23 protein-coding genes are annotated in these 20,598 nt (G+C 49.5%); all 23 read left to right on the top strand.

The window, feature by feature from the left end; translation table 11 throughout:
* Positions 1 to 68: 68 nt before the first annotated feature.
* The 23 genes from fapR (at position 69) to sucD (ending at position 20,592) form a co-directional block, all read left to right on the top strand.
* Entirely contained in the window at positions 69 to 650 is a 582-nt protein-coding gene (gene fapR, locus NST70_RS06205; RefSeq protein WP_017551504.1) for a transcription factor FapR, read from the top strand.
* A gap of 115 nt (positions 651 to 765) precedes the next feature.
* On the top strand, positions 766 to 1,758 hold the full coding sequence (gene plsX, locus NST70_RS06210) for a phosphate acyltransferase PlsX (protein ID WP_026104619.1): 993 nt from the start codon (positions 766 to 768) through the stop codon (positions 1,756 to 1,758).
* A 16-nt stretch (positions 1,759 to 1,774) separates the two neighbouring features.
* Entirely contained in the window at positions 1,775 to 2,713 is a 939-nt protein-coding gene (gene fabD, locus NST70_RS06215; protein WP_017551506.1) for an ACP S-malonyltransferase, read from the top strand.
* Positions 2,714 to 2,729: 16 nt separating this feature from the next.
* Positions 2,730 to 3,473, top strand: coding sequence for a 3-oxoacyl-[acyl-carrier-protein] reductase (gene fabG, locus NST70_RS06220; RefSeq protein ID WP_035189893.1), 744 nt, complete (start codon positions 2,730 to 2,732; stop codon positions 3,471 to 3,473).
* 83 nt (positions 3,474 to 3,556) lie between these two features.
* Positions 3,557 to 3,790, top strand: coding sequence for an acyl carrier protein (gene acpP, locus NST70_RS06225; RefSeq protein ID WP_014095485.1), 234 nt, complete (start codon positions 3,557 to 3,559; stop codon positions 3,788 to 3,790).
* Positions 3,791 to 4,011: 221 nt separating this feature from the next.
* A complete protein-coding gene (gene rnc, locus NST70_RS06230; RefSeq protein WP_017551508.1) occupies positions 4,012 to 4,752 on the top strand; it encodes a ribonuclease III in 741 nt (246 codons plus the stop codon).
* 19 nt (positions 4,753 to 4,771) lie between these two features.
* Positions 4,772 to 8,344: a chromosome segregation protein SMC gene (gene smc / locus NST70_RS06235; RefSeq protein WP_110133950.1), complete on the top strand. Its 3,573-nt coding sequence runs from the start codon at positions 4,772 to 4,774 to the stop codon at positions 8,342 to 8,344.
* 156 nt (positions 8,345 to 8,500) lie between these two features.
* A complete protein-coding gene (gene ftsY / locus NST70_RS06240; RefSeq protein WP_017551511.1) occupies positions 8,501 to 9,499 on the top strand; it encodes a signal recognition particle-docking protein FtsY in 999 nt (332 codons plus the stop codon).
* A 165-nt stretch (positions 9,500 to 9,664) separates the two neighbouring features.
* Positions 9,665 to 9,991 carry a putative DNA-binding protein gene (locus NST70_RS06245; RefSeq protein WP_014095481.1) on the top strand — a complete coding sequence of 109 codons (327 nt, stop codon included), beginning with the start codon at positions 9,665 to 9,667 and terminating at the stop codon, positions 9,989 to 9,991.
* An 11-nt stretch (positions 9,992 to 10,002) separates the two neighbouring features.
* Positions 10,003 to 11,346, top strand: coding sequence for a signal recognition particle protein (gene ffh / locus NST70_RS06250; protein WP_014095480.1), 1,344 nt, complete (start codon positions 10,003 to 10,005; stop codon positions 11,344 to 11,346).
* A 95-nt stretch (positions 11,347 to 11,441) separates the two neighbouring features.
* The gene (gene rpsP / locus NST70_RS06255; RefSeq protein ID WP_014095479.1) at positions 11,442 to 11,714 is read left to right on the top strand and encodes a 30S ribosomal protein S16; all 273 of its coding nucleotides are present in this window, start codon (positions 11,442 to 11,444) and stop codon (positions 11,712 to 11,714) included.
* The gene (locus NST70_RS06260; protein WP_026104620.1) at positions 11,714 to 11,962 is read left to right on the top strand and encodes a KH domain-containing protein; all 249 of its coding nucleotides are present in this window, start codon (positions 11,714 to 11,716) and stop codon (positions 11,960 to 11,962) included. Before rpsP ends, NST70_RS06260 begins: the two co-directional genes overlap by 1 nt.
* A gap of 158 nt (positions 11,963 to 12,120) precedes the next feature.
* The gene (locus NST70_RS06265; RefSeq protein WP_014095477.1) at positions 12,121 to 12,513 is read left to right on the top strand and encodes a YlqD family protein; all 393 of its coding nucleotides are present in this window, start codon (positions 12,121 to 12,123) and stop codon (positions 12,511 to 12,513) included.
* A 4-nt stretch (positions 12,514 to 12,517) separates the two neighbouring features.
* Complete coding sequence (gene rimM, locus NST70_RS06270) at positions 12,518 to 13,036, top strand: ribosome maturation factor RimM (RefSeq protein WP_017551514.1); 519 nt, start codon at positions 12,518 to 12,520, stop codon at positions 13,034 to 13,036.
* Positions 13,033 to 13,767, top strand: coding sequence for a tRNA (guanosine(37)-N1)-methyltransferase TrmD (gene trmD, locus NST70_RS06275; RefSeq protein ID WP_014095475.1), 735 nt, complete (start codon positions 13,033 to 13,035; stop codon positions 13,765 to 13,767). Before rimM ends, trmD begins: the two co-directional genes overlap by 4 nt.
* A gap of 139 nt (positions 13,768 to 13,906) precedes the next feature.
* Complete coding sequence (gene rplS / locus NST70_RS06280; RefSeq protein WP_014095474.1) at positions 13,907 to 14,251, top strand: 50S ribosomal protein L19; 345 nt, start codon at positions 13,907 to 13,909, stop codon at positions 14,249 to 14,251.
* A 170-nt stretch (positions 14,252 to 14,421) separates the two neighbouring features.
* Entirely contained in the window at positions 14,422 to 14,973 is a 552-nt protein-coding gene (gene lepB / locus NST70_RS06285) for a signal peptidase I (RefSeq protein ID WP_014095473.1), read from the top strand.
* Positions 14,974 to 15,027: 54 nt separating this feature from the next.
* A complete protein-coding gene (gene ylqF, locus NST70_RS06290; RefSeq protein ID WP_014095472.1) occupies positions 15,028 to 15,867 on the top strand; it encodes a ribosome biogenesis GTPase YlqF in 840 nt (279 codons plus the stop codon).
* Positions 15,868 to 15,920: 53 nt separating this feature from the next.
* Complete coding sequence (locus NST70_RS06295; RefSeq protein WP_225620984.1) at positions 15,921 to 16,682, top strand: ribonuclease HII; 762 nt, start codon at positions 15,921 to 15,923, stop codon at positions 16,680 to 16,682.
* Positions 16,683 to 16,718: 36 nt separating this feature from the next.
* On the top strand, positions 16,719 to 17,963 hold the full coding sequence (locus tag NST70_RS06300; RefSeq protein ID WP_342475985.1) for a hypothetical protein: 1,245 nt from the start codon (positions 16,719 to 16,721) through the stop codon (positions 17,961 to 17,963).
* Positions 17,960 to 18,250: an EscU/YscU/HrcU family type III secretion system export apparatus switch protein gene (locus NST70_RS06305; protein WP_342475986.1), complete on the top strand. Its 291-nt coding sequence runs from the start codon at positions 17,960 to 17,962 to the stop codon at positions 18,248 to 18,250. The genes NST70_RS06300 and NST70_RS06305 overlap by 4 nt, the downstream gene beginning before the upstream one ends.
* Positions 18,251 to 18,463: 213 nt before the next feature.
* Positions 18,464 to 19,624 (top strand): ADP-forming succinate--CoA ligase subunit beta, encoded by a 1,161-nt coding sequence (sucC, locus tag NST70_RS06310; RefSeq protein ID WP_014095468.1) that lies wholly within the window; start codon positions 18,464 to 18,466, stop codon positions 19,622 to 19,624.
* A 65-nt stretch (positions 19,625 to 19,689) separates the two neighbouring features.
* The gene (gene sucD, locus NST70_RS06315; RefSeq protein WP_014095467.1) at positions 19,690 to 20,592 is read left to right on the top strand and encodes a succinate--CoA ligase subunit alpha; all 903 of its coding nucleotides are present in this window, start codon (positions 19,690 to 19,692) and stop codon (positions 20,590 to 20,592) included.
* Positions 20,593 to 20,598: the final 6 nt, after the last annotated feature.

Raw genomic sequence — 20,598 nt, forward strand, 5'->3', positions numbered from 1 at the left:
GCAAACTTCCTTTTCTTTCTATATACTACGATTAGTACCAAGTCCTAAAATTTCGGATGGTGTCACCCATGAAAATGAAAAAAAAGGACCGGCAGCAAAGTTTGCAGGAAACCATCAGGCAGAATCCTTTTATCACAGATGAAGAACTGGCGGAAAAATACCATGTCAGCGTGCAGACGATCCGCCTTGACCGGCTGGAGCTTTCCATTCCGGAACTGCGGGAAAGGATCAAAAACGTTGCTGAAAAGCGGTTCGCCAATGAAGTAAGGGCGCTGCCGATCGAAGAAGTCGTCGGGGAAGTGATCGATATCGAATTGGATCGCAGCGCCATCTCTATTTTTGATGTCAAAAAAGAACATGTTTTTAAGCGAAACGCCATCGCCCGCGGGCATCATCTGTTTGCGCAGGCCAACTCGCTTGCCGTTGCCGTTATTGATGATGAACTGGCCCTCACGGCGAAAGCCACCATCCGGTTTTTGCGGTCCGCGAAAATCGGCGACCGCGTCATTGCCAAGGCAAAAGTGGCGAACGTCAATCAGGAAAACGGCAGAACGACTGTGTTTGTTGAAAGCTATGTCGGCCGTGACCTCGTCTTTAAAGGCGAATTTGAAATGTATCGGGATCATGCCGGAAAAGGCGGCAGTGCTTAACTATGCTTCGCGGACAGGTAAACCATTTTCCCGGGGACCGGCAACCCCGGTTGCGGCATGGCCGGGAAAACTTTCGCACGGGAAAAGCTTGATTTTAGAAACGGGGCTGAACAGAATGAAATTAGCAATTGATGCAATGGGCGGGGATTATGCCCCAAAAGAAATTGTACAAGGGATTAACCGGGCTGTAAACGCATTTCCGGACACGGCGTTTATCCTGTTCGGGGACGAAACGCAAATCAGGAAGGAACTGGAAACGTCTGACCGCGTTGCCGTTATCCATACCGATGAGGTAATATCTGGAACAGACGAACCGGTGCGGGCAGTTCGCCGCAAAAAAAATTCTTCCATGGTGCGTATGGCCCAAGCCGTGAAAGACGGGGAAGCGGACGCGTGCATCTCGGCCGGAAATACGGGCGCTCTAATGGCATCCGGTCTCTTTGTGGTTGGCAGGATTGAAGGTATTGAAAGGCCGGCCCTTGCCCCGGTGCTCCCGACAACGGACGGGCGCGGTTTTGTCATGCTCGATCTCGGCGCAAACGCGGAAGCCAAGCCGGAACATTTGCTGCAGTTTGCCATCATGGGCTCGCTGTATGCCGAAAAGGTAAGAGGCTTAAAAAATCCGCGCGTCGGCCTCTTAAATATCGGAACAGAAGAAAAGAAAGGCAATGAATTAACAAAAAAAGCATTTCAACTTTTAAAAGAAACTGATTTGAATTTTACCGGCAATGTTGAAGCCCGCGACTTGCTCGAGGGGGCGGCGGATGTCGTTGTCACAGACGGGTTTACCGGCAATATGGTGCTGAAAACGATTGAAGGTACGGCCGGATCCTTGTTTTCCATGATCAAAAAAGTGTTCATGCACAATCTGAAGACAAAACTGGCCGCTGCGATGATCAAATCAGAACTGTCAGGCCTGAAAAATATCATGGACTACTCGGAATACGGCGGATCGGGTTTAATGGGGCTGAATGCGCCCGTCATTAAAGCACACGGGTCATCAAACGCCAATGCAATTTACAATGCGGTGCGGCAGGCGCGTGAAATGGTACAGTCTGACGTCACCGGCAAAATCAAACACGCAATTCAACAACTTGAACAAAAGTAAGGATGGAGGAAAAGAGATGGGGAAAATAGCATTTGTTTTTCCGGGGCAGGGATCCCAGACGGTTGGCATGGGGCAGTCGGTTGCCGGTGCAAATGAAAAAGCGGCGGCTGTTTTTCAAAAAGCAGATGAAAAGCTTGGGATGGACTTATCCGGGCTCATTCAAAACGGCCCGCTGGACAAACTGACCCGTACCGAAAATGCCCAGCCGGCCCTTTTAACGGTAAGCACTGCGATTTTACAGGTGCTTCAGGAAGCGGGCATCCATGCAGATTTCACAGCCGGGCACAGCCTTGGCGAATATTCGGCGCTTGTGGCAGCCGGCGCTTTGTCTTTTGAAGATGCCGTATATGCGGTACGCAAACGTGGCGAATATATGGATGAAGCATTCCCGAACGGTGCCGGGGCAATGTCCGCCGTGCTCGGGCTTGACCGCGGCGTGCTAGAGGAAGTTGCAGATGAAGTGAGCCGTGAAGGGGAAACGGTCCAGCTCGCGAATTTGAACTGTCCCGGCCAGATAGTCATTTCCGGGACAGCTGCCGGAATTGAGAAAGCGGGCGCCCTTGCCAAGGAAAGAGGGGCGAAACGCGTCCTCCCGCTTCAGGTAAGCGGGCCTTTCCACTCCAAATTGATGGAGCCGGCAGCGGAAAAATATAAGGCGGTTCTTGACGAAATTGCTATCCGGGATGCGGCGGTTCCTGTGATCGCCAATGTTGATGCCGAAGTGGAAACGGGCGCTCAGGACATCAAAGCAAATTGTATCCGCCAGCTCTATTCCCCTGTTTTATGGGAAGATTCTGTCAAAAAAATGATCAGCCTCGGCGTTGATACCTTTATTGAAGTCGGGCCGGGCAAAGTGCTTTCCGGATTAATCCGGAAAATTGACCGCAGCGTAAAAACATATGCCGTCCAGGATATGGAAACCCTGGAAGCTGCGGTTGGCGCGCTGCAAAAATAATGGAGGAGGAGACCGAATGCTTTTAAAAGACAAAGTTGCGCTTGTGACCGGTGCGTCCCGCGGCATCGGCCACGAAATCGCGCTTGCGTTTGCCGCTTCCGGCGCGCATGTTGTGGTCAACTATGCAGGGAATGCTGAAAAAGCGGAAGAAGTGGTAAACGCCGTCCGTTCTTATGGTGTGGAAGCCTTTTCCATCCGGGCTGATGTTTCGAATGAATCGGAAGTGCAGGAAATGTTCAGACAGGTGCTGGAAAAATTCGGCAAACTTGATATATTGGTGAATAACGCCGGCATCACCCGTGATAACCTTTTGATGAGGATGAAAGAAGCAGAATGGGATGCAGTCATCGATACCAATTTAAAAGGGGTCTTCCTGTGCACAAAAGCGGCGGCGCGGCCGATGATGAAGCAGCGGAGCGGCAAAATCATTAATATTGCCTCGGTTGTCGGTATCAGCGGCAACCCCGGTCAGGCCAATTATACCGCTGCCAAAGCCGGCGTCATTGGGCTTACAAAAACGGCGGCGCGTGAGCTGGCAAGCCGCGGTATTACTGTAAACGCCATTGCCCCGGGCATGATTGAAACGGATATGACCGATAAGCTGACGGAAGACATCAAAGAAGGCATGCTGGGCCAAATCCCACTTTCCCGTTTCGGCAAGCCGGAAGATGTAGCAAAGACTGCCCTGTTTTTGGCAAGCAGCAGTTCCGACTACATTACCGGGCAAACGATCCACGTCGATGGCGGAATGGTCATGTAACGGTCGCGGCAAAGCTTGTTTTTAAGTTTCGCTTTATTAATTATAAAAAATCCTCTATAATACCTTGAGGGGAGGTGAACCGCATGGCAGACGTATTAGAGCGTGTGACAAAGATCATCGTTGACCGCCTTGGTGTCGAAGAATCCAAAGTTACACTGGAAGCGAAATTCAAAGAAGATCTTGGCGCTGATTCCCTTGATGTAGTGGAATTGGTGATGGAATTGGAAGATGAATTCGGAATGGAAATTTCTGACGAGGATGCTGAGAAAATTGTAACAGTGGGTGACGCTGTAAATTACATACAAAATCAGCAGTAATCGTCTTCATGTAAAATGTCCCGCCCCATAAAGCGGGACATTTTTCTCTAATCCGGCGTCAATCGTCTCCTGCCTGAGGATGGTAAATGGGCAAAAAAGCGCGATCCCTTTTTGCCTATTTACGACCGCCCGGGTCCTGGGAGATGCCTTTGCGTTCAGCAGTATTTTTCTATATATTTAAGTTAAGTTGAAACTATATCAAGATATCGGGTGGATGAACGATGGGTAAAAAAATAAAATCAGATGAAGAACATGTAGTAAACAAATTCGGCAACCTGCAGGAACAACTCGGGATCCATTTTCAAGACGTAAACCTGCTGAAACAGGCTTTTACGCATTCCTCCTATGTGAACGAGCATCCGGAAAAGCGCAGGCACGACAATGAAAGGCTTGAATTTTTAGGCGACGCCGTCCTGGAACTGACCGTTTCCCATTATTTATTTAATCGGTTCCCGTCGATGAACGAAGGGGAAATGACGAAATTGCGGGCGTCCGTCGTCTGTGAGCCGTCGCTTGTCATTTTTGCCAATGAGCTGCATTTCGGCGAGTATATCCTGCTCGGTAAAGGCGAGGAAATGACCGGCGGCAGAACGCGCCCGGCTCTTTTAGCCGATGTGTTTGAAGCGTTTATCGGCGCGCTTTATTTGGACAAGGGGTTAAAGGCTGTTGTTTCCCTTCTTGAAAAAGTTGTATTCCCGAAAATAGACGAGGGGCTCTTCAGCAGCACGGCGGATTATAAAAGCAAGTTGCAGGAGTACGTCCAAAAAAGAACATCCGGTGTGTTGGAATACACGATTCTCGATGAACGCGGCCCTGCGCATGACAAGGAGTTCATCTCCAGCGTGTCGCTAAACAATAAAGCGCTCGGGACAGGAAAAGGCCGCTCCAAAAAAGAAGCGGAACAGCAGGCTGCGCAAACGGCTTTATCCAATTTGCAGAAAGAAGAAAAAAAGAAGCCGTAAAGAATGGAGGGGGAACGGATTGTTTCTGAAACGTCTCGATGTGATCGGATTTAAGTCATTTGCGGACCGGATTTCCTTTGAATTTGTTCCGGGCGTGACAGCGGTTGTCGGCCCGAACGGCAGCGGCAAAAGCAATGTGATCGACGCCGTCCGCTGGGTGCTCGGTGAACAATCAGCGAAAAGCCTGCGCGGTGGAAAGATGGAAGATGTTATTTTTGCCGGCAGCGATACAAGAAAACCACTGAATTTTGCAGAAGTGACGTTAACGCTTGAAAACGAAGGCCGCGCCCTTCCAATTGATTACCAGGAAGTGAGCGTGACAAGGCGGGTGTACCGTTCAGGGGAAAGCGAGTTTTATATCAATAAACAGCAATGCCGGTTGAAGGATATTGTGGAATTGTTTATGGATTCCGGCCTTGGCAAAGAAGCTTTTTCCATTATCAGCCAGGGGAAAGTGGAAGAAATTTTAAACAGCAAAGCGGAAGAACGCCGCAGCATTTTTGAAGAGGCAGCCGGCGTTTTAAAATATAAGACGCGCAAGAAAAAGGCGGAAGTGAAGCTTGCCGAAACGCAGGATAACTTAAACCGTGTTAGCGACATTCTGTATGAACTGGAAAGCCAGCTTGAGCCGTTGAAAATGCAGGCATCGGTCGCAAAAGATTATCTGGAACAAAAGGAAGCATTGAAAAATTATGAAATTGCCGTTTTGGCGTATGAAATAGAATCATTGCATGGCGAGTGGGAATCGCTTAAATCGCAGCTTGAAGCACACCGGGATAAAGAAGCGGGGCTCTCTTCCGAAATCCGCAAACAGGAAGCACAGCTGGAAGAAAAGCGCAATCAGCTGGACGCGCTCGATGAATCGATTCAAGACTTGCAGAATGTGCTGCTTCAAGCGACAGAAGAGCTGGAAAAACTCGAAGGGCAAAAAGAAGTGCTGAAGGAACGCAAAAAGAACGCCAGCGAGAACAAAGCCCAGCTTGAGAAAAATATAAATGAAGCGGAGAACGCTTTAAAAGAACTGGAAGCCCAAAAGGAAAAGCTTTTGCAAACGGCGGCGGAAAATGAACAAGCCTTATCGTCCCTGAAAGAAAGCGTGAAAGAGAAGGAAGCGGGCCTTTTCCGCCTCAGCACGAATCTGGAGGGAAAAATTGAGTCTTTAAAAAGCGACTATATTGAACTGCTGAATGAGCAGGCAAGCGGAAAAAATGAAAAGCGCCTGCTTATGCAGCAGCTGCAAACGTCGTTAAACCGCCTCAGCCGGCTTGAAGCCGACAACCGGAAATATGTCGAAGAACGGGAAAAAGTGCGGGAAAAGAAAAAAATGGCGACCGGCCGCCTTGCAAAAATCAAACAGGAGCTGGAAGCGGCAGCCGGTGCCTATATGGAAAAGCAAAGGCAGCTGGAATCCGTAAACAGTCGGTATCAAAAACAGGAGTCCAATCTGTATCAGGCATACCAATATTTGCAAAAAGCGAAATCACGGAAAGAAACGCTTGAAGAGATGGAAGAAGATTATACCGGCTTTTACCAAGGCGTGCGTGCAATTTTGAAAGCCCGCGGCAAACAGCTGGAAGGCATTGAAGGTGCTGTGGCTGAACTGGTCCGGGTGCCCGCGCCTTACGAAAAAGCGGTTGAAACAGCACTGGGTGCTTCGATGCAGCATATTGTGACAGAAACGGAACGGCATGCGCGGCACGCCATTGCATTTTTAAAAGAACGAAAGGCCGGGCGGGCGACTTTTTTGCCGCTCGATATTATTAAGCCGCGGGCCATTCCGGAAGCAAGCCTCAAACCGCTCCGCAATGAAGAGGCGTACGTCGGCGTGTGCGCGGAGCTTGTCCGCTTTGAAAGCCGCTACCAGTCCATTGTGTCCAATCTGCTCGGCCATGTCCTTGTAGTCCGTGATTTAAAAAGTGCAAACAAAATCGCCAAAATGCTCGGCTACCGCTACCGCATCGTGACGCTTGACGGGGATGTTGTTAATCCGGGCGGCTCGATGACAGGCGGGGCTTCGAAACAAAACAGTGTGTCACTCCTTTCGAGAAAAAGCGAACTGGAAGCATTAAAAGAAAAGCTTGCCGGCATGGAAAAAACAACGATGGCGCTTGAAACGGAAGTCAAAGCATTGAAAGCCGAAGCTTCCCGCATGCAACAGGAGCTGGATGAAGCGAGGAAAAACGGCGAAGCGCTGAGACTTGGAGAACAGCAGGCGAAAGCGGAACTGGAACGGCTTGCGGTTGAGGAAAAAAATCTGGATGAGCACCTGCTCGTCTACGATATGGAAAAACAAGAGGCGGAAAAGCAGCAGGATGAAGCCCGTAAACGGATCGGCGAACTGGAAGATATGCTGGCGCGTACCGGCGAAAAAGCGCAGCAACTGGAAGCGGAAATTGAAGCCCTGACCGTAAAGAAAAACGATGATTCGACGGCAAAAAGCAGGCTCCAGGGCGAACTGAGCGATTTAAAATCGACGCTTGCCGTAAAGATGGAACAGGCGGCGCGCGACCGCGAAGAGCTTGCGCGGCTCGACCGTGAAATAAAGGAGTGGACGTCACGTAAAGCGCGTTACGATGAGCAGTACCACTTTCTTACGGACGAATCGAAGAAGCATCACATGTCGGAAAGCGAACTGGCAGAAGCGGCCGAACAAAAAGCGCGTGACAAAAACGATACGCTCGCCTTTATCGCCGTGCGCAGGGAAGAACGGGCCCGGCTGACAGCAGAGATGGAAGACCTGGAACGCGGCCTGAAGGAATGGAAACGGCAGCAAAAAGGGCTCCAGCAGGCCATTCAGGATGAAGAAGTCAAAGCAAACCGGCTGGATGTGGAACTTGAGAACCGGCTTCAAAGGCTCCGCGAAGAATACACGCTCACCTTTGAAGCCGCGAAAGAAGCCCGCCCGCTCAATGTTTCCCTGGAGGAAGCACGCAAAAAAGTGAAGCTGATCAAACTGTCGATTGATGAGCTTGGCGCCGTCAATCTCGGCGCGATCGAAGAATATGAGCGCGTATCGGAACGTTACCAGTTTTTAAAAGAACAGGAGACCGACCTGCTTGAAGCAAAAGACACCCTTGACCAGGTGATTACGGAAATGGACGGCGAAATGGTCCGCCGGTTCGATGAGACGTTTAACGCCATCCGGAACGAATTCGAACCCGTTTTCCGCGAGCTTTTTGGCGGTGGGAGAGCGGATTTGCGGCTGACGGATCCGAAAGATTTGCTTACGACAGGCGTGGAAATTTTCGCGCAGCCGCCGGGGAAAAAACTGCAAAATCTCGGGCTGCTTTCAGGCGGCGAAAGAGCGCTGACCGCGATCGCGCTTTTGTTTGCGATTTTGCGTGTGCGCCCGGTGCCGTTTTGCATTCTCGATGAAGTGGAAGCTGCGCTGGATGAAGCCAATGTATACCGGTTTAGCAAATATTTGAAACAATTCAGTGCGGAAACCCAGTTTATTGTCATCACCCACCGGAAAGGAACGATGGAGGAAGCGGACGTCCTCTACGGGGTTACGATGCAGGAATCCGGCGTATCGAAGCTTGTGTCGGTCAAACTGGAAGAATCAACCGACCTCGCTTTTCAAACGTCTTAAACAGGCGAATCAGCGCCGTGTTTAAAAAGAAGCGCCCGTGCCACAAGCGGGCCGGCAGGGATAAAAATCAGGCCGGCGATTTTTACGACTGCTCGTGCGGCTTTTATGCCGCACAAGCTGATACGCAAATTCAGGAAAGCCAAAGGAAGTGGACAAATGAGCTTTTTTAAAACATTAAAAGACAAATTCACCCGGCAAGCCGATACGGTAACCGATAAATTTAAAACCGGGCTTGCAAAAACGCGCGATAATTTCTCGAACAAAGTCAACAATCTTGTCGCGCGTTACCGGAAAATCGATGAAGACTTTTTCGAAGAACTGGAAGAAATTTTAATTCAGGCGGATGTCGGCTTCCAGACCGTGATGGAACTAATCGATGAATTAAAAATGGAAGTGAAACGGAAAAACATTAAAGACCCTTCTGAAGTCCAGTCCGTGATTTCCGAAAAACTGGTTGACATTTATTCGGCCGGCGAAGATGCCCCGAACCGGCTTAACATCCAGGACGGCGCCTTGACCGTTATTTTGTTTGTCGGCGTAAATGGCGTCGGCAAAACGACTACGATCGGTAAGCTCGCCCATATGCTGAAGCAGCAGGGGAAAAAAGTGATCATGGCAGCCGGCGATACATTCCGCGCCGGCGCGATTGAACAGCTTGAAGTCTGGGGAGAGAGGGTCGGCGTGGAAGTGATCAAACATTCGGAAGGATCCGATCCAGCCGCTGTCATGTTTGACGCCGTCCAGGCAGCGAAAGCAAGAAATGCAGATGTGCTGCTTTGTGATACGGCGGGCCGCCTGCAAAACAAGGTCAATTTGATGAAGGAACTGGAAAAAGTAAAGCGTGTCATCGAACGGGAAATCCCGGGCGCCCCGCATGAAGTGCTGCTCGTTTTGGATGCCACCACCGGGCAAAATGCGATGGTGCAGGCTAAGACGTTTAAAGAAGCAACAGACGTAACCGGGATTGTGCTGACAAAATTGGATGGCACGGCAAAAGGCGGGATTGTGCTCGCGATCCGGAACGAACTCCATATTCCCGTCAAATTCGTCGGCCTCGGCGAGAAAATGGATGACCTTCAGCCGTTTGATGCGGAAAAATATGTGTACGGGTTGTTTTCCGATCTGATCGATGAAGTGCCGGAAGAACAAGCCTGACCGTATGTGGGCCGTACTGCGAATCAGAAGGCCGCGGTATTAAAGCCCGCCGGGAGCGCTTCAAATCGGTTGTGGGGAAACGAACTTGTTTTCATTGACAAAAAACAGGAATCTTTGTATTCTGTGTTTATGTAAAGCATTTTCACTTAACAGGGGGAAGAAGCCATGCTGGAGAAAACAACGCGAATGAATGATTTGTACGATTTTTACCAATCGTTGTTGACTCCGAAGCAGCGCAGCTATATGTCCCTCTATTATCTCGACGACTTATCGCTTGGCGAAATCGCCGAACAATACGGTGTGAGTCGTCAAGCGGTTTACGATAATATCAAACGCACCGAACAAACGCTTGAAGACTATGAAAAAAAGCTTGGTTTATTGGAAAAATTTCAAGCGCGCACACGCATTTTCCGGTCGATGCGCAATCTTTTGGCGCATGATGCCAATCCGGAACTGTTGCGGCTTGTCGATGCGCTCGAAAAATTGGAATAGGGGGCGGAAAAATGGCATTTGAAGGACTCGCAGAACGCCTGCAGGGCACGATGCAGAAAATCCGCGGAAAAGGCAAGGTCACGGAAAGCGACGTCAAAGAAATGATGCGGGAAGTCCGTCTTGCCCTTCTGGAAGCTGACGTCAATTTCAAAGTGGTAAAAGATTTTGTAAAAAAAGTGAGCGAACGTGCGGTTGGCCAGGATGTGCTGAAAAGCCTGACGCCCGGGCAGCAGGTCATCAAAATTGTCCAGGAAGAGCTGACCAACCTTATGGGCGGATCACAGAGCAAGATTGCCGTTGCAAAGCGCCCGCCAACCGTCATCATGATGGTTGGCCTGCAGGGTGCCGGGAAAACGACGACATCCGGGAAACTGGCCAACCTGTTGCGAAAAAAATACAACCGGACCCCGCTGCTCGTTGCGGCCGATATTTACCGCCCCGCTGCAATCAAGCAGCTGGAAACGCTCGGCAAACAACTCGGCATGCCGGTGTTTTCGCTTGGCGACAAAATCAGCCCGGTGGAAATTGCCAGGCAAGCGATTGAAAAAGCAAAAGAAGAACATCACGATACCGTCATCATCGATACGGCCGGCCGCCTCCATATTGACAGCGAGCTGATGAATGAACTGAAGGAAATCAAGGAACTTGCGCATCCGGATGAAATTTTTCTTGTCGTCGATGCGATGACAGGCCAGGATGCCGTAAATGTCGCACAAAGTTTTAATGACCAGCTCGGCATCACTGGCGTCATCCTGACGAAGCTTGACGGCGACACGCGCGGCGGGGCGGCTTTATCGATCCGGGCCGTAACCGAAAAGCCGATTAAATTTGCCGGGATGGGCGAGAAAATGGATGCGCTCGAACCGTTTCACCCGGAAAGGATGGCCTCCCGTATTCTCGGCATGGGCGATATTCTGTCGCTGATTGAAAAAGCACAGGAAACTGTCGACGAAGAAAAAGCGCGCGCGCTCGAAAAGAAAATGCGGGACCAGTCATTTACGCTCGATGATTTCCTTGAACAGCTCGGCCAGGTCCGGAAAATGGGGCCGCTCGGCGACATTTTGAAAATGATCCCGGGGGCCAACCGGATGAAAGGGATGGATAATCTGCAAATTGATGAGAAACAAATTGCGCATGTTGAAGCGATTATCCAGTCGATGACAAAGCAGGAAAAAATCCGCCCGGACATCATCAATGCAAGCCGGAAAAAACGGATTGCGAAAGGTTCCGGCCGCCCGGTACAGGAAGTCAACCGGCTTTTGAAACAGTTTGAAGAAATGAAGAAAATGATGAAACAACTGCAGGGCATGAATCAAAAAGGCCGGAAAAAAGGCTTTAAATTCCCTTTTATGTAAAAAACGAGGGTGTTAAGAGAAAAGACTTTACACCATCATGATTTTCTGATATGATACAGTCTTGTGAGAAACTTTTTTGGAGGTGTATGATTAAAATGGCAGTAAAAATCCGCTTGAAACGCATGGGTGCAAAAAAATCCCCGTTTTACCGCATTGTTGTGGCAGATTCCCGTTCACCGCGTGATGGACGTTTTATTGAAACAGTAGGAACTTACAATCCTGTTGCAGATCCTGCAGAAGTAAAAATCAACGAGGAAGCCGCGCTCCAATGGCTGAAAAACGGCGCCCAACCGTCTGATACGGTACGTAACTTGTTTTCAAAACAAGGTATTATGGAAAAATACCATAACGAAAAACACGGCAAATAATCATGGACCAACAGATGGATGATTTAATCCTTTCGATCGTCAGGCCGATTGTCAGCCATCCGAATGAAGTGCGGGTAGAACGGGATGAACAAGAATCCGGAACGCTCTACCGCCTGATTGTCCATCCGGATGATGCCGGCATGGTCATTGGTAAAAAGGGGCGTACCGCAAAGGCCATCCGTACGGTCGTTTATGCGGCGGCCGGCGTGCACGGACATAAAAAAATCCGTCTTGAAATTGCCGAATAATGGACAACGATGGATAGAACACCAGTGAAAGGGAGGGGCACACCTCCCTTTTTTATACATCTTTCGGGCTTTCCCCCTCATCTTAACCGACATCCGCTTTTTCCGGCTGCATTTTTTGGGTTTTTTATTGAATGGCGCGAAAAGGAGGGCAGGGCATTTTGAAAATCCTTCAAAAAGTGACGGTCAAGCAAATCCTGACCGAAAAGAGCAAAGGAATGCTTTTGGATACATACCGGCAAAAGAAACAACAACTTCAAAAAGAGTGTGAGCAGCTCCGGTTTGAAACAAAAAAACTGGAAAAGCAAAAAAAGTTTTCGGGAACCAATTTAAAAATGCATTTTGAAAAAGAAATTGAAAGCCGGCAGGAGAAAATCAAACTGGTGGAGTTCCAAATTGAACAACTGCTTTTGCTTCCGATCGGGACAGAATTAAAAGAAAAAGAAATTCACGCCATTGTTGACGTCCGGGAAGGCGACGATTGGAATGCGGTGACAAAAGAGAAATCGATTATTATAAAAGATGGCATCATCCATGAAATTCGCGAGAGGTGAGCATATGACACAATGGTTTAATGTCGGCAAAATCGTCAATACACACGGCATCCGCGGAGAAGTGCGGGTGATTTCCAAAACGGATTTCAAAGCGGAGCGCTATAAACCGGGCAATACGCTTTACTTGTTTCTTCCCGGCCGCGATGAGCCGCTTGCTGTTACGATTGAATCGCACCGGGTGCATAAGCAGTTTGATTTGCTGAAGTTTGAGGGCTTTGATTCGATTGAGGAAGCCGAGAAATGGAAAGGCGGCATGTTGAAAGTTTCCGAAGAACAGCTGGATGAGCTTGGCGAAAATGAGTTTTATTTTCATGAAATCATCGGCTGTGAAGTCGTGACAACCGCAGGCGAGAAAGTCGGGACGGTAAAAGAGATTTTAACGCCCGGGGCAAATGACGTCTGGGTGGTGAAAACAGCGCAGCAGAAAGAAGCGCTGATCCCGTATATTGAAGACGTCGTCAAAAAAGTCGACAAAAAAGAAAAAAGAATTGTGATTGAACCGATGGAAGGGCTTTTGCCATGAAAATAGATATATTGACGCTGTTCCCGGAAATGTTTGAAGGCGTTCTCGGATCCTCCATTTTAAAAAAAGCAGAAGAAAAAGGGATCGTCCATTATCATCTGGTCAATTTCCGTGAATACAGCGACAACAAGCATAAAACCGTCGATGACTACCCGTACGGCGGCGGGGCGGGCATGGTGTTAAAGCCCCAGCCGGTGTTCGATGCTATCGAAGACCGGCTTGAGGGAAGCGAAAAAAAGCCGCGCATCATTTTGCTCTGCCCCCAGGGGGAAACGTATACGCAACAAAAAGCGGAAGCGTTTGCGGAAGAAGAACATCTGATCTTTATTTGCGGCCATTACGAAGGGTATGATGAACGGATCCGGACGCTTGTAACCGATGAAATCTCAATCGGAGACTATGTGTTAACGGGCGGCGAGCTGGGCGCAATGGTCATGATCGACAGCATCGTCCGCCTGCTTCCCGGTGTTTTGGGCAATGAAACCTCGCCTGTTACTGATTCTTTTTCGACCGGGCTGCTGGAACATCCGCATTATACGCGGCCGGCGGATTTTCGCGGAATGAAGGTGCCGGACGTGTTATTATCCGGAAATCACCGGCTGATTGAAGAATGGCGCGAAAAAGAGTCGCTGTACCGCACCTATACGAGAAGGCCGGATCTTTTACGCGGATATCCGCTATCTGAAAAGCAAAAAGCGTGGCTGAAAGAATGGGAAGAAAAACGCGGGTAGCTGTTGCAATCAGCATGCGTTTATGCTAAGATTGCTTTTGTGGTTTGCTTGAAAACAAGGCAGACCGCCGTAAAACGATGTTCCGCTGCAAATACGATGGAAGATTTGCAAGAGCATTTGTTGGAAGGAGTTGAATACGATGCACAATATTATTGACGAAATTACAAAAGATCAACTTCGCACTGATCTGCCTGCTTTCCGCCCGGGGGATACGGTCCGCGTCCATGTAAAAGTTATCGAAGGTTCACGCGAACGTATCCAGGTTTTTGAAGGTGTGGTCATTAAACGCCGCGGCGGCGGGATCAGCGAAACGTTTACAGTCCGGAAAGTTTCTTACGGTGTCGGCGTTGAGCGTACATTCCCGCTCCATACACCAAAAATTGCGAAGCTTGAAGTCGTGCGTCGCGGTAAAGTTCGCCGTGCGAAACTTTACTACCTGCGTAATCTGCGCGGTAAAGCTGCCCGTATTAAAGAAATTCGCTAATTTGCTGCAACGGCTGTTCGAAAAGGGGCTATCATGGCCCCTTTTCTTCATACTTATACATAAATAACCCGGGTGTCTCTGAGGTTTTCAATCGGCAACCAATCCTGTTATAATGCAAAATATCAGGGAATATACGCTTATGGATACATGGAATGAGGCGGTGTAAATAAATGGCAAAACAGAAAAAACCAAAAAATGAACTGTTCGAATGGGTGAAAGCGCTGCTGATTGCTGTGGCACTGGCCGGCATTTTGCGCTACTTTTTCTTCGCCCCGATCGTGGTCGACGGCTCTTCCATGATGCCGACTTTGAAAAACGGCGACCGGATGATTGTGAATAAAATCGGGAGCCCGAAACGGTTCGACATCATCGTTTTCCACGCCCCGGAAGGCAAAGATTATATCAAAAGGGTCATCGGGCTGCCGGGCGACCGGATCGAGTATAAAAATGACATCCTGTATATTAACGGGAAAGCGTATAAAGAGCCTTATCTCGATAAATATAAAAAAGCCGTAGCCGACGGACCGCTTACGGAAGATTTTACCTTAAAAGACTATATCGGGCGCGACACGGTGCCAAAAGGGCAGATTTTTGTGATGGGCGATAACCGCCGGTACAGCAAAGACAGCCGCCAGATCGGGACGATTCCGCTCAGCAAGGTGGTCGGGGAGACAAACTTTGTATACTGGCCGGTGAAAGATGCCCATATGATCAATAAATAAGCGCCCGTTCGTTGCGCATTTTACGGAAAAAAGTAACCGTTATGGAGTTGACGCATGATGGCAATACAATGGTTTCCGGGCCATATGGCGAAGGCAAGGAGAGAAGTGACCGAAAAATTAAAACTGGTCGATATTGTTTTTGAATTGCTTGATGCAAGGATCCCGGTTTCCTCCGCCAATCCGATGCTGGATGAACTGATTCAGCAAAAGCCGCGGATCAAATTGCTGAACAAGGCCGATATGGCAGATCCGGCCGCTACAGCCCGCTGGCTTGAAAAATTGTCCGGCGGCAATACGCATGTCCTTGCCATTGACGCGCAAAGCGGAAAAGGGCTCGACAAAATGGTGAAACTGGCTGAACAGATTTTGGAGCCAAAATGGGAGAGGATGCGGGCAAAAGGCATCCGGCCGCGTGCGATCCGGGCCATGATTGTCGGAATTCCGAACGTCGGTAAATCGACGCTCATTAACCGGCTTGCCGGGAAAAATATCGCCAAAACCGGCAATACGCCGGGCGTGACAAAAGCGCAGGCATGGATAAAAGTCGGGAAAACGATGGAGCTCCTCGATACGCCTGGGATCCTTTGGCCGAAATTCGAAGACAAAGAAACCGGTTATAAGCTCGCTTTAACCGGTGCGATTAAAGACACGATCCTCAACCTGCAGGACGTTTCCGTATTTGGCCTGCGTTTTCTTGAAAAACATTATCCCGGCACATTAAAAGCCCGGTACAAGCTTGAGGATATCCCGGATATTGTCCCCCTTTTTGACCATATCGGTCGCCTGCGCGGCTGCTTGCGGGCGGGAGGGGAAATCGATTACGACAAAACGGCTGAAGTGATTATCCGTGATATCCGCGGCATGAAACTGGGGCCTCTGACATTTGATTTGTAATAAGCGCTCTCCGTAAGGGAGTGCTTATTTTTCGGGGAGGGGAAACATTGAAAATCAGTGAAATTGAAGCGCGTCTTCAGGAAATCACAAACCCGTCCGATCCGTTTATCCAGGCGCTAGGCCGGGACGAACGGAAAGGCGCACAAAAAGCGCTGGAAAAATGGATGAGAAAATTACAAAAAGAGCGTGAACAGCTTGAAAAATTCCGGGAGATGGGACGGTTTGAAGACGCCCTGCGCAGCCACGGCTGCCGCCTGATCGCCGGAATTGACGAGGCAGGCAGGGGGCCGCTTGCCGGGCCAGTTGTAGCCGCTGCCGTCATTCTTCCAGAAGATTTTTACCTGCCCGGCCTGAACGATTCCAAACAGCTTTCCGAAAAACAGCGGGAGGCCTTTTTTGCGCGGATCCAGGAAGAAACCCTTGTCGGCGTCGGCTTTGCCAGCGCAGAAGAAATTGACAGGATGAATATTTACGAGGCGGCCAAAAAGGCGATGCTTGCGGCTTTGGGCCATTTGCCTGCTGCTCCTGACCATTTGCTGATCGATGCGATGGAAATTCCCGCTTCGTACCCGCAAACTTCGATTGTAAAAGGGGATGCGAAAAGCATTTCAATTGCCGCGGCATCTGTGGTTGCAAAAGTAACGAGAGACCGGTATATGCAGGAAATGGATGAAAAATATCCCGGTTACGGTTTCGCCATACATAAGGGGTACGGGACGAAAAAACATCTGGAAGCGCTCATGAAGCTTGGCCCGTGCCCGATCCATCGAAAATCGTTTGCGCCGATTAAAGACAGACCGGCAATCCGCCGATAAATAAGCAAGAAGAAAGAAACAGGGCGGGGGAATAGCATGCAAATTTTTTTAGGCAAACAGCCATTTTCTATTGATGCCGGCTCAAATATCCGCACGTTTGCATTTCAAACGGGGCAGATTTTTTCCGGTGCCATCCAAAAACTGTTTCCAAATGACACCGCACTTGTCCAGGCAGGCGGGCGTACATTTGCCGCGAAACTCGAAGTGCCGCTTGAAGCCGGAAAAAACTACTGGTTTCAAACGGTTTTGGCCGACGGTGAAGTGCAGTTGAAAATGCTTTCGGAAGCCGATGCAAACGGCATGGCCGGGAAAGCTTTGCTCCCGCAAATGCAACTGCCGCCAGGAAAAACGTTCCAGTCCCTTGTTTCGTACTTGGCTGAACAGGAAATTCCGTTTACGAAAAATGACATTGCTGCGATCGGCGCATGGCTGAAGCATGTACCGGATCTGGCAAACGGGCTGGAAACGGCTGCCTTTATGCTCCAAGAAGGCTTTCCTGTGTCAGAGGGCGTGTTCACTTCGCTCCTTGCCGCAGGTCAAAACATACCGGCGGATCAGCTTTTAAACCGGTTGCAGCAGGCGCTCAAGCAGGGGGAACAGACGCCGGAAACGAGGCAATTGCTTGCACTTATCGGGGAGCTTGGGACAGGCAGCAAGCAGGTGACAGGAGAGGCGTTACGCCGGCAAATCAAAGAGAAGATTCAAAAAATGGGACTTTTTTATGAGGCGGGGCTTTTGCATGAGGACAAAGCCGCGGACAAGGACGGGCTGCCTTTAAAAGCGCTGCTTGTTGATTTGCTGCAAAAAGGCGGGGGAACAAAAGCTGCCCGGGATGCAGCAGACGAAATCGTACAGAAACTGAACGGCCAGCAGCTGCTCGCGCTTCCCGGCGGGGTAGTGCAGCACATTTGGATGGAAATTCCGCTTTCATTCGCGCACTTTCAAACGAATGCCGTTGTACAATGGTCAGGCAGGCGGAAAAATGGCGGAAAAATAGACAGTAATTATTGTAAAATCATTTTTTACTTGAATCTTCAGTTTATGAAAGAAACATTGGTCGAGATGAATGTGCAAAACCGGATCGTTTCCATCCGCATTTCCAGTTTGAAAAAGGGTCTTCAGGAAGCCGTGAAGCCTTTTTTGCCGGCTTTAAAGGAAGGCCTTTCCAAAACCGGTTACACATTGTCTGACGTTCGGTTCGGGGAATTCCAGCCGGATGCTGTGCGTGCCACGCTCAGCCGGCCGGAGGTTTCCGGGAAAGGGGTTGATCTTAGGATATGAAGGATCCACAAAAGGACATAAAAGAAGCGGTCGCGCTCCAGTACAGCCCGGATGCGCATTCCGCCCCTGTCGTGAAGGCAAAAGGTAAAGGGGATGTGGCCAGGCGGATTATTGAAGAAGCAAAAAAAGCGAATGTCCCGATTCAGCAGGACCCGGATCTTGCCGCACTGCTCGGCCGGCTTAACATCAACGAAGCGATCCCGGAAGAACTGTATGCAGCTGTGGCCGAGGTGTTTGCCATGATTTACCGCCTCGACCAGTCGCTAAAAAACAAGGATAGAAAATGAACGAAAGCTGACCATTAAGCCTGGGCACCCATTTGCATAAAGGCTGCGGTGACAATAGGCCAACGACCAGTAAAATCCCGTCCATTTTATACCGAAAAAAATATTTTTGAATAATAATAGCCATTTTAGTTCATTATGGTAGACATCTTTTCCGATGTTTATTAAAATGAAAGCGCAGTTAATTTTTTGAACAGTTTGATAGGAGGATGGAACATGAATATTCACGAGTATCAGGGCAAAGAGATCCTGAGAAAATACGGGGTCGCTGTGCCGAACGGGAAAGTGGCCTTCACCGTGGATGAAGCGGTGGAAGCAGCGAAATCGCTCGGTACACAAGTATGTGTGGTAAAAGCGCAAATTCATGCCGGCGGCCGCGGAAAAGCAGGCGGCGTCAAAGTGGCAAAAAATTTGGATGAGGTTCGTACATACGCACAGGAACTGCTTGGCAAAACGCTTGTGACGCATCAGACAGGCCCTGAAGGAAAAGAAGTGAAGCGCCTCTTGATCGAAGAAGGGTGCGACATTCAAAAAGAATACTATGTCGGCCTTGTTTTGGACCGTGCCACAAGCCGGGTTGTGCTGATGGCTTCTGAAGAAGGCGGCACGGAAATTGAAGAAGTGGCGGCGAAAACACCGGAAAAGATTTTTAAAGAAACCATTGACCCGGCAGTCGGGCTCTTGCCATTCCAGGCGCGCCGCATTGCGTTCAACATCAATATTCCTGCTAAACTTGTAAATCAGGCCGTTAAATTTATGACAGGCCTTTATCAAGTATTTGTGGAAAAAGACTGCTCGATCGCGGAAATCAATCCGCTTGTTGTAACCGGCGACGGAAAAGTAATGGCGCTCGATGCCAAATTGAATTTTGATTCGAACGGCTTGTTCCGCCAGCAGGATGTTCTGGCGTACCGCGATCTCGAAGAAGAAGATCCGAAAGAAATTGAAGCGTCGAAATACGATTTGAGCTATGTCGCCCTTGACGGCAATATTGGCTGCATGGTAAACGGCGCCGGCCTTGCGATGGCGACAATGGACATTATTAAATATTACGGCGGCGACCCGGCCAACTTCCTTGATGTCGGGGGCGGCGCAACGGAAGAAAAAGTAACGGAAGCGTTTAAAATCATTTTATCGGATGAAAAAGTCAAAGGCATTTTTGTCAACATTTTCGGCGGCATTATGAAGTGCGATGTCATTGCTTCCGGCGTCGTTGCAGCCACAAAACAAGTCGGACTCGACATCCCGCTCGTTGTCCGTCTTGAAGGGACCAATGTGGAACTTGGGAAGAAAATTTTAAACGAATCTGGGCTGAAAATTGTTGCCGCTGAATCGATGGCAGACGGCGCGCAAAAAATTGTCGAACTGGTCAGCTGACAGCAGCTGTTCATTCAGACCAAATGCGAACAAATATTCTTGAATGAAGAAGGCAGGGGAAAAAAGTGAGCATTTATGTAAATAAAGACACGAAAGTCATTGTCCAGGGGATTACCGGGAAAACGGCGCTTTTCCATACAAAACAATGCTTGGAATACGGGACGAAAATTGTCGGCGGCACAAGCCCTGGCAAAGGCGGGACTGAAGTAGAAGGCGTGCCGGTCTTTAATACGGTGAAAGAAGCCGTTGAAAAAACGGGCGCAACCGTTTCAGTTATCTATGTGCCGGCTCCGTTTGCGGCAGATGCGATTATGGAAGCGGTCGATGCAGAACTCGATCTTGTCATCTGTATTACGGAGCATATCCCGGTATTGGATATGGTCAAAGTGAAACGTTATATGGAAGGAAAGAAAACGCGCCTGATCGGGCCGAACTGCCCGGGCATCATCACGCCAGACGAATGCAAAATCGGCATTATGCCGGGTTATATTCATAAAAAAGGCCATGTCGGCGTTGTTTCCCGTTCCGGTACGCTGACTTATGAAGCCGTCCATCAGCTGACGCGCGCCGGCATCGGTCAGACAGGGGCGATCGGCATCGGCGGCGACCCTGTGAACGGCACCAATTTTATTGATGTATTAAAAGAATTTAACAATGATCCGGAAACGGAAGCGGTCATTATGATCGGTGAAATCGGCGGGACGGCGGAAGAAGAAGCCGCCAAATGGGTGCAGGCAAACATGAAGAAACCGGTTGTCGGATTTATCGGCGGTGTCACCGCGCCTCCTGGAAAACGGATGGGCCACGCCGGCGCCATCATTTCAGGCGGCAAAGGAACCGCAGCGGAAAAGATCCGCACGATGAACGAATGCGGCATCCAAGTAGCCGAAACGCCGGCTGTCATTGGGGAAACGCTCGTTCGTGTACTGAAGGAAAGAGGCCTTTACGAGAAATGTAAAAACCTTTAAGCGGCG

Origin of the sequence: Weizmannia sp. FSL K6-0777, assembly GCF_038593185.1 — a bacterium.
GTDB classification, from domain to species: Bacteria; Bacillota; Bacilli; order Bacillales; family Bacillaceae_C; genus Weizmannia; species Weizmannia faecalis.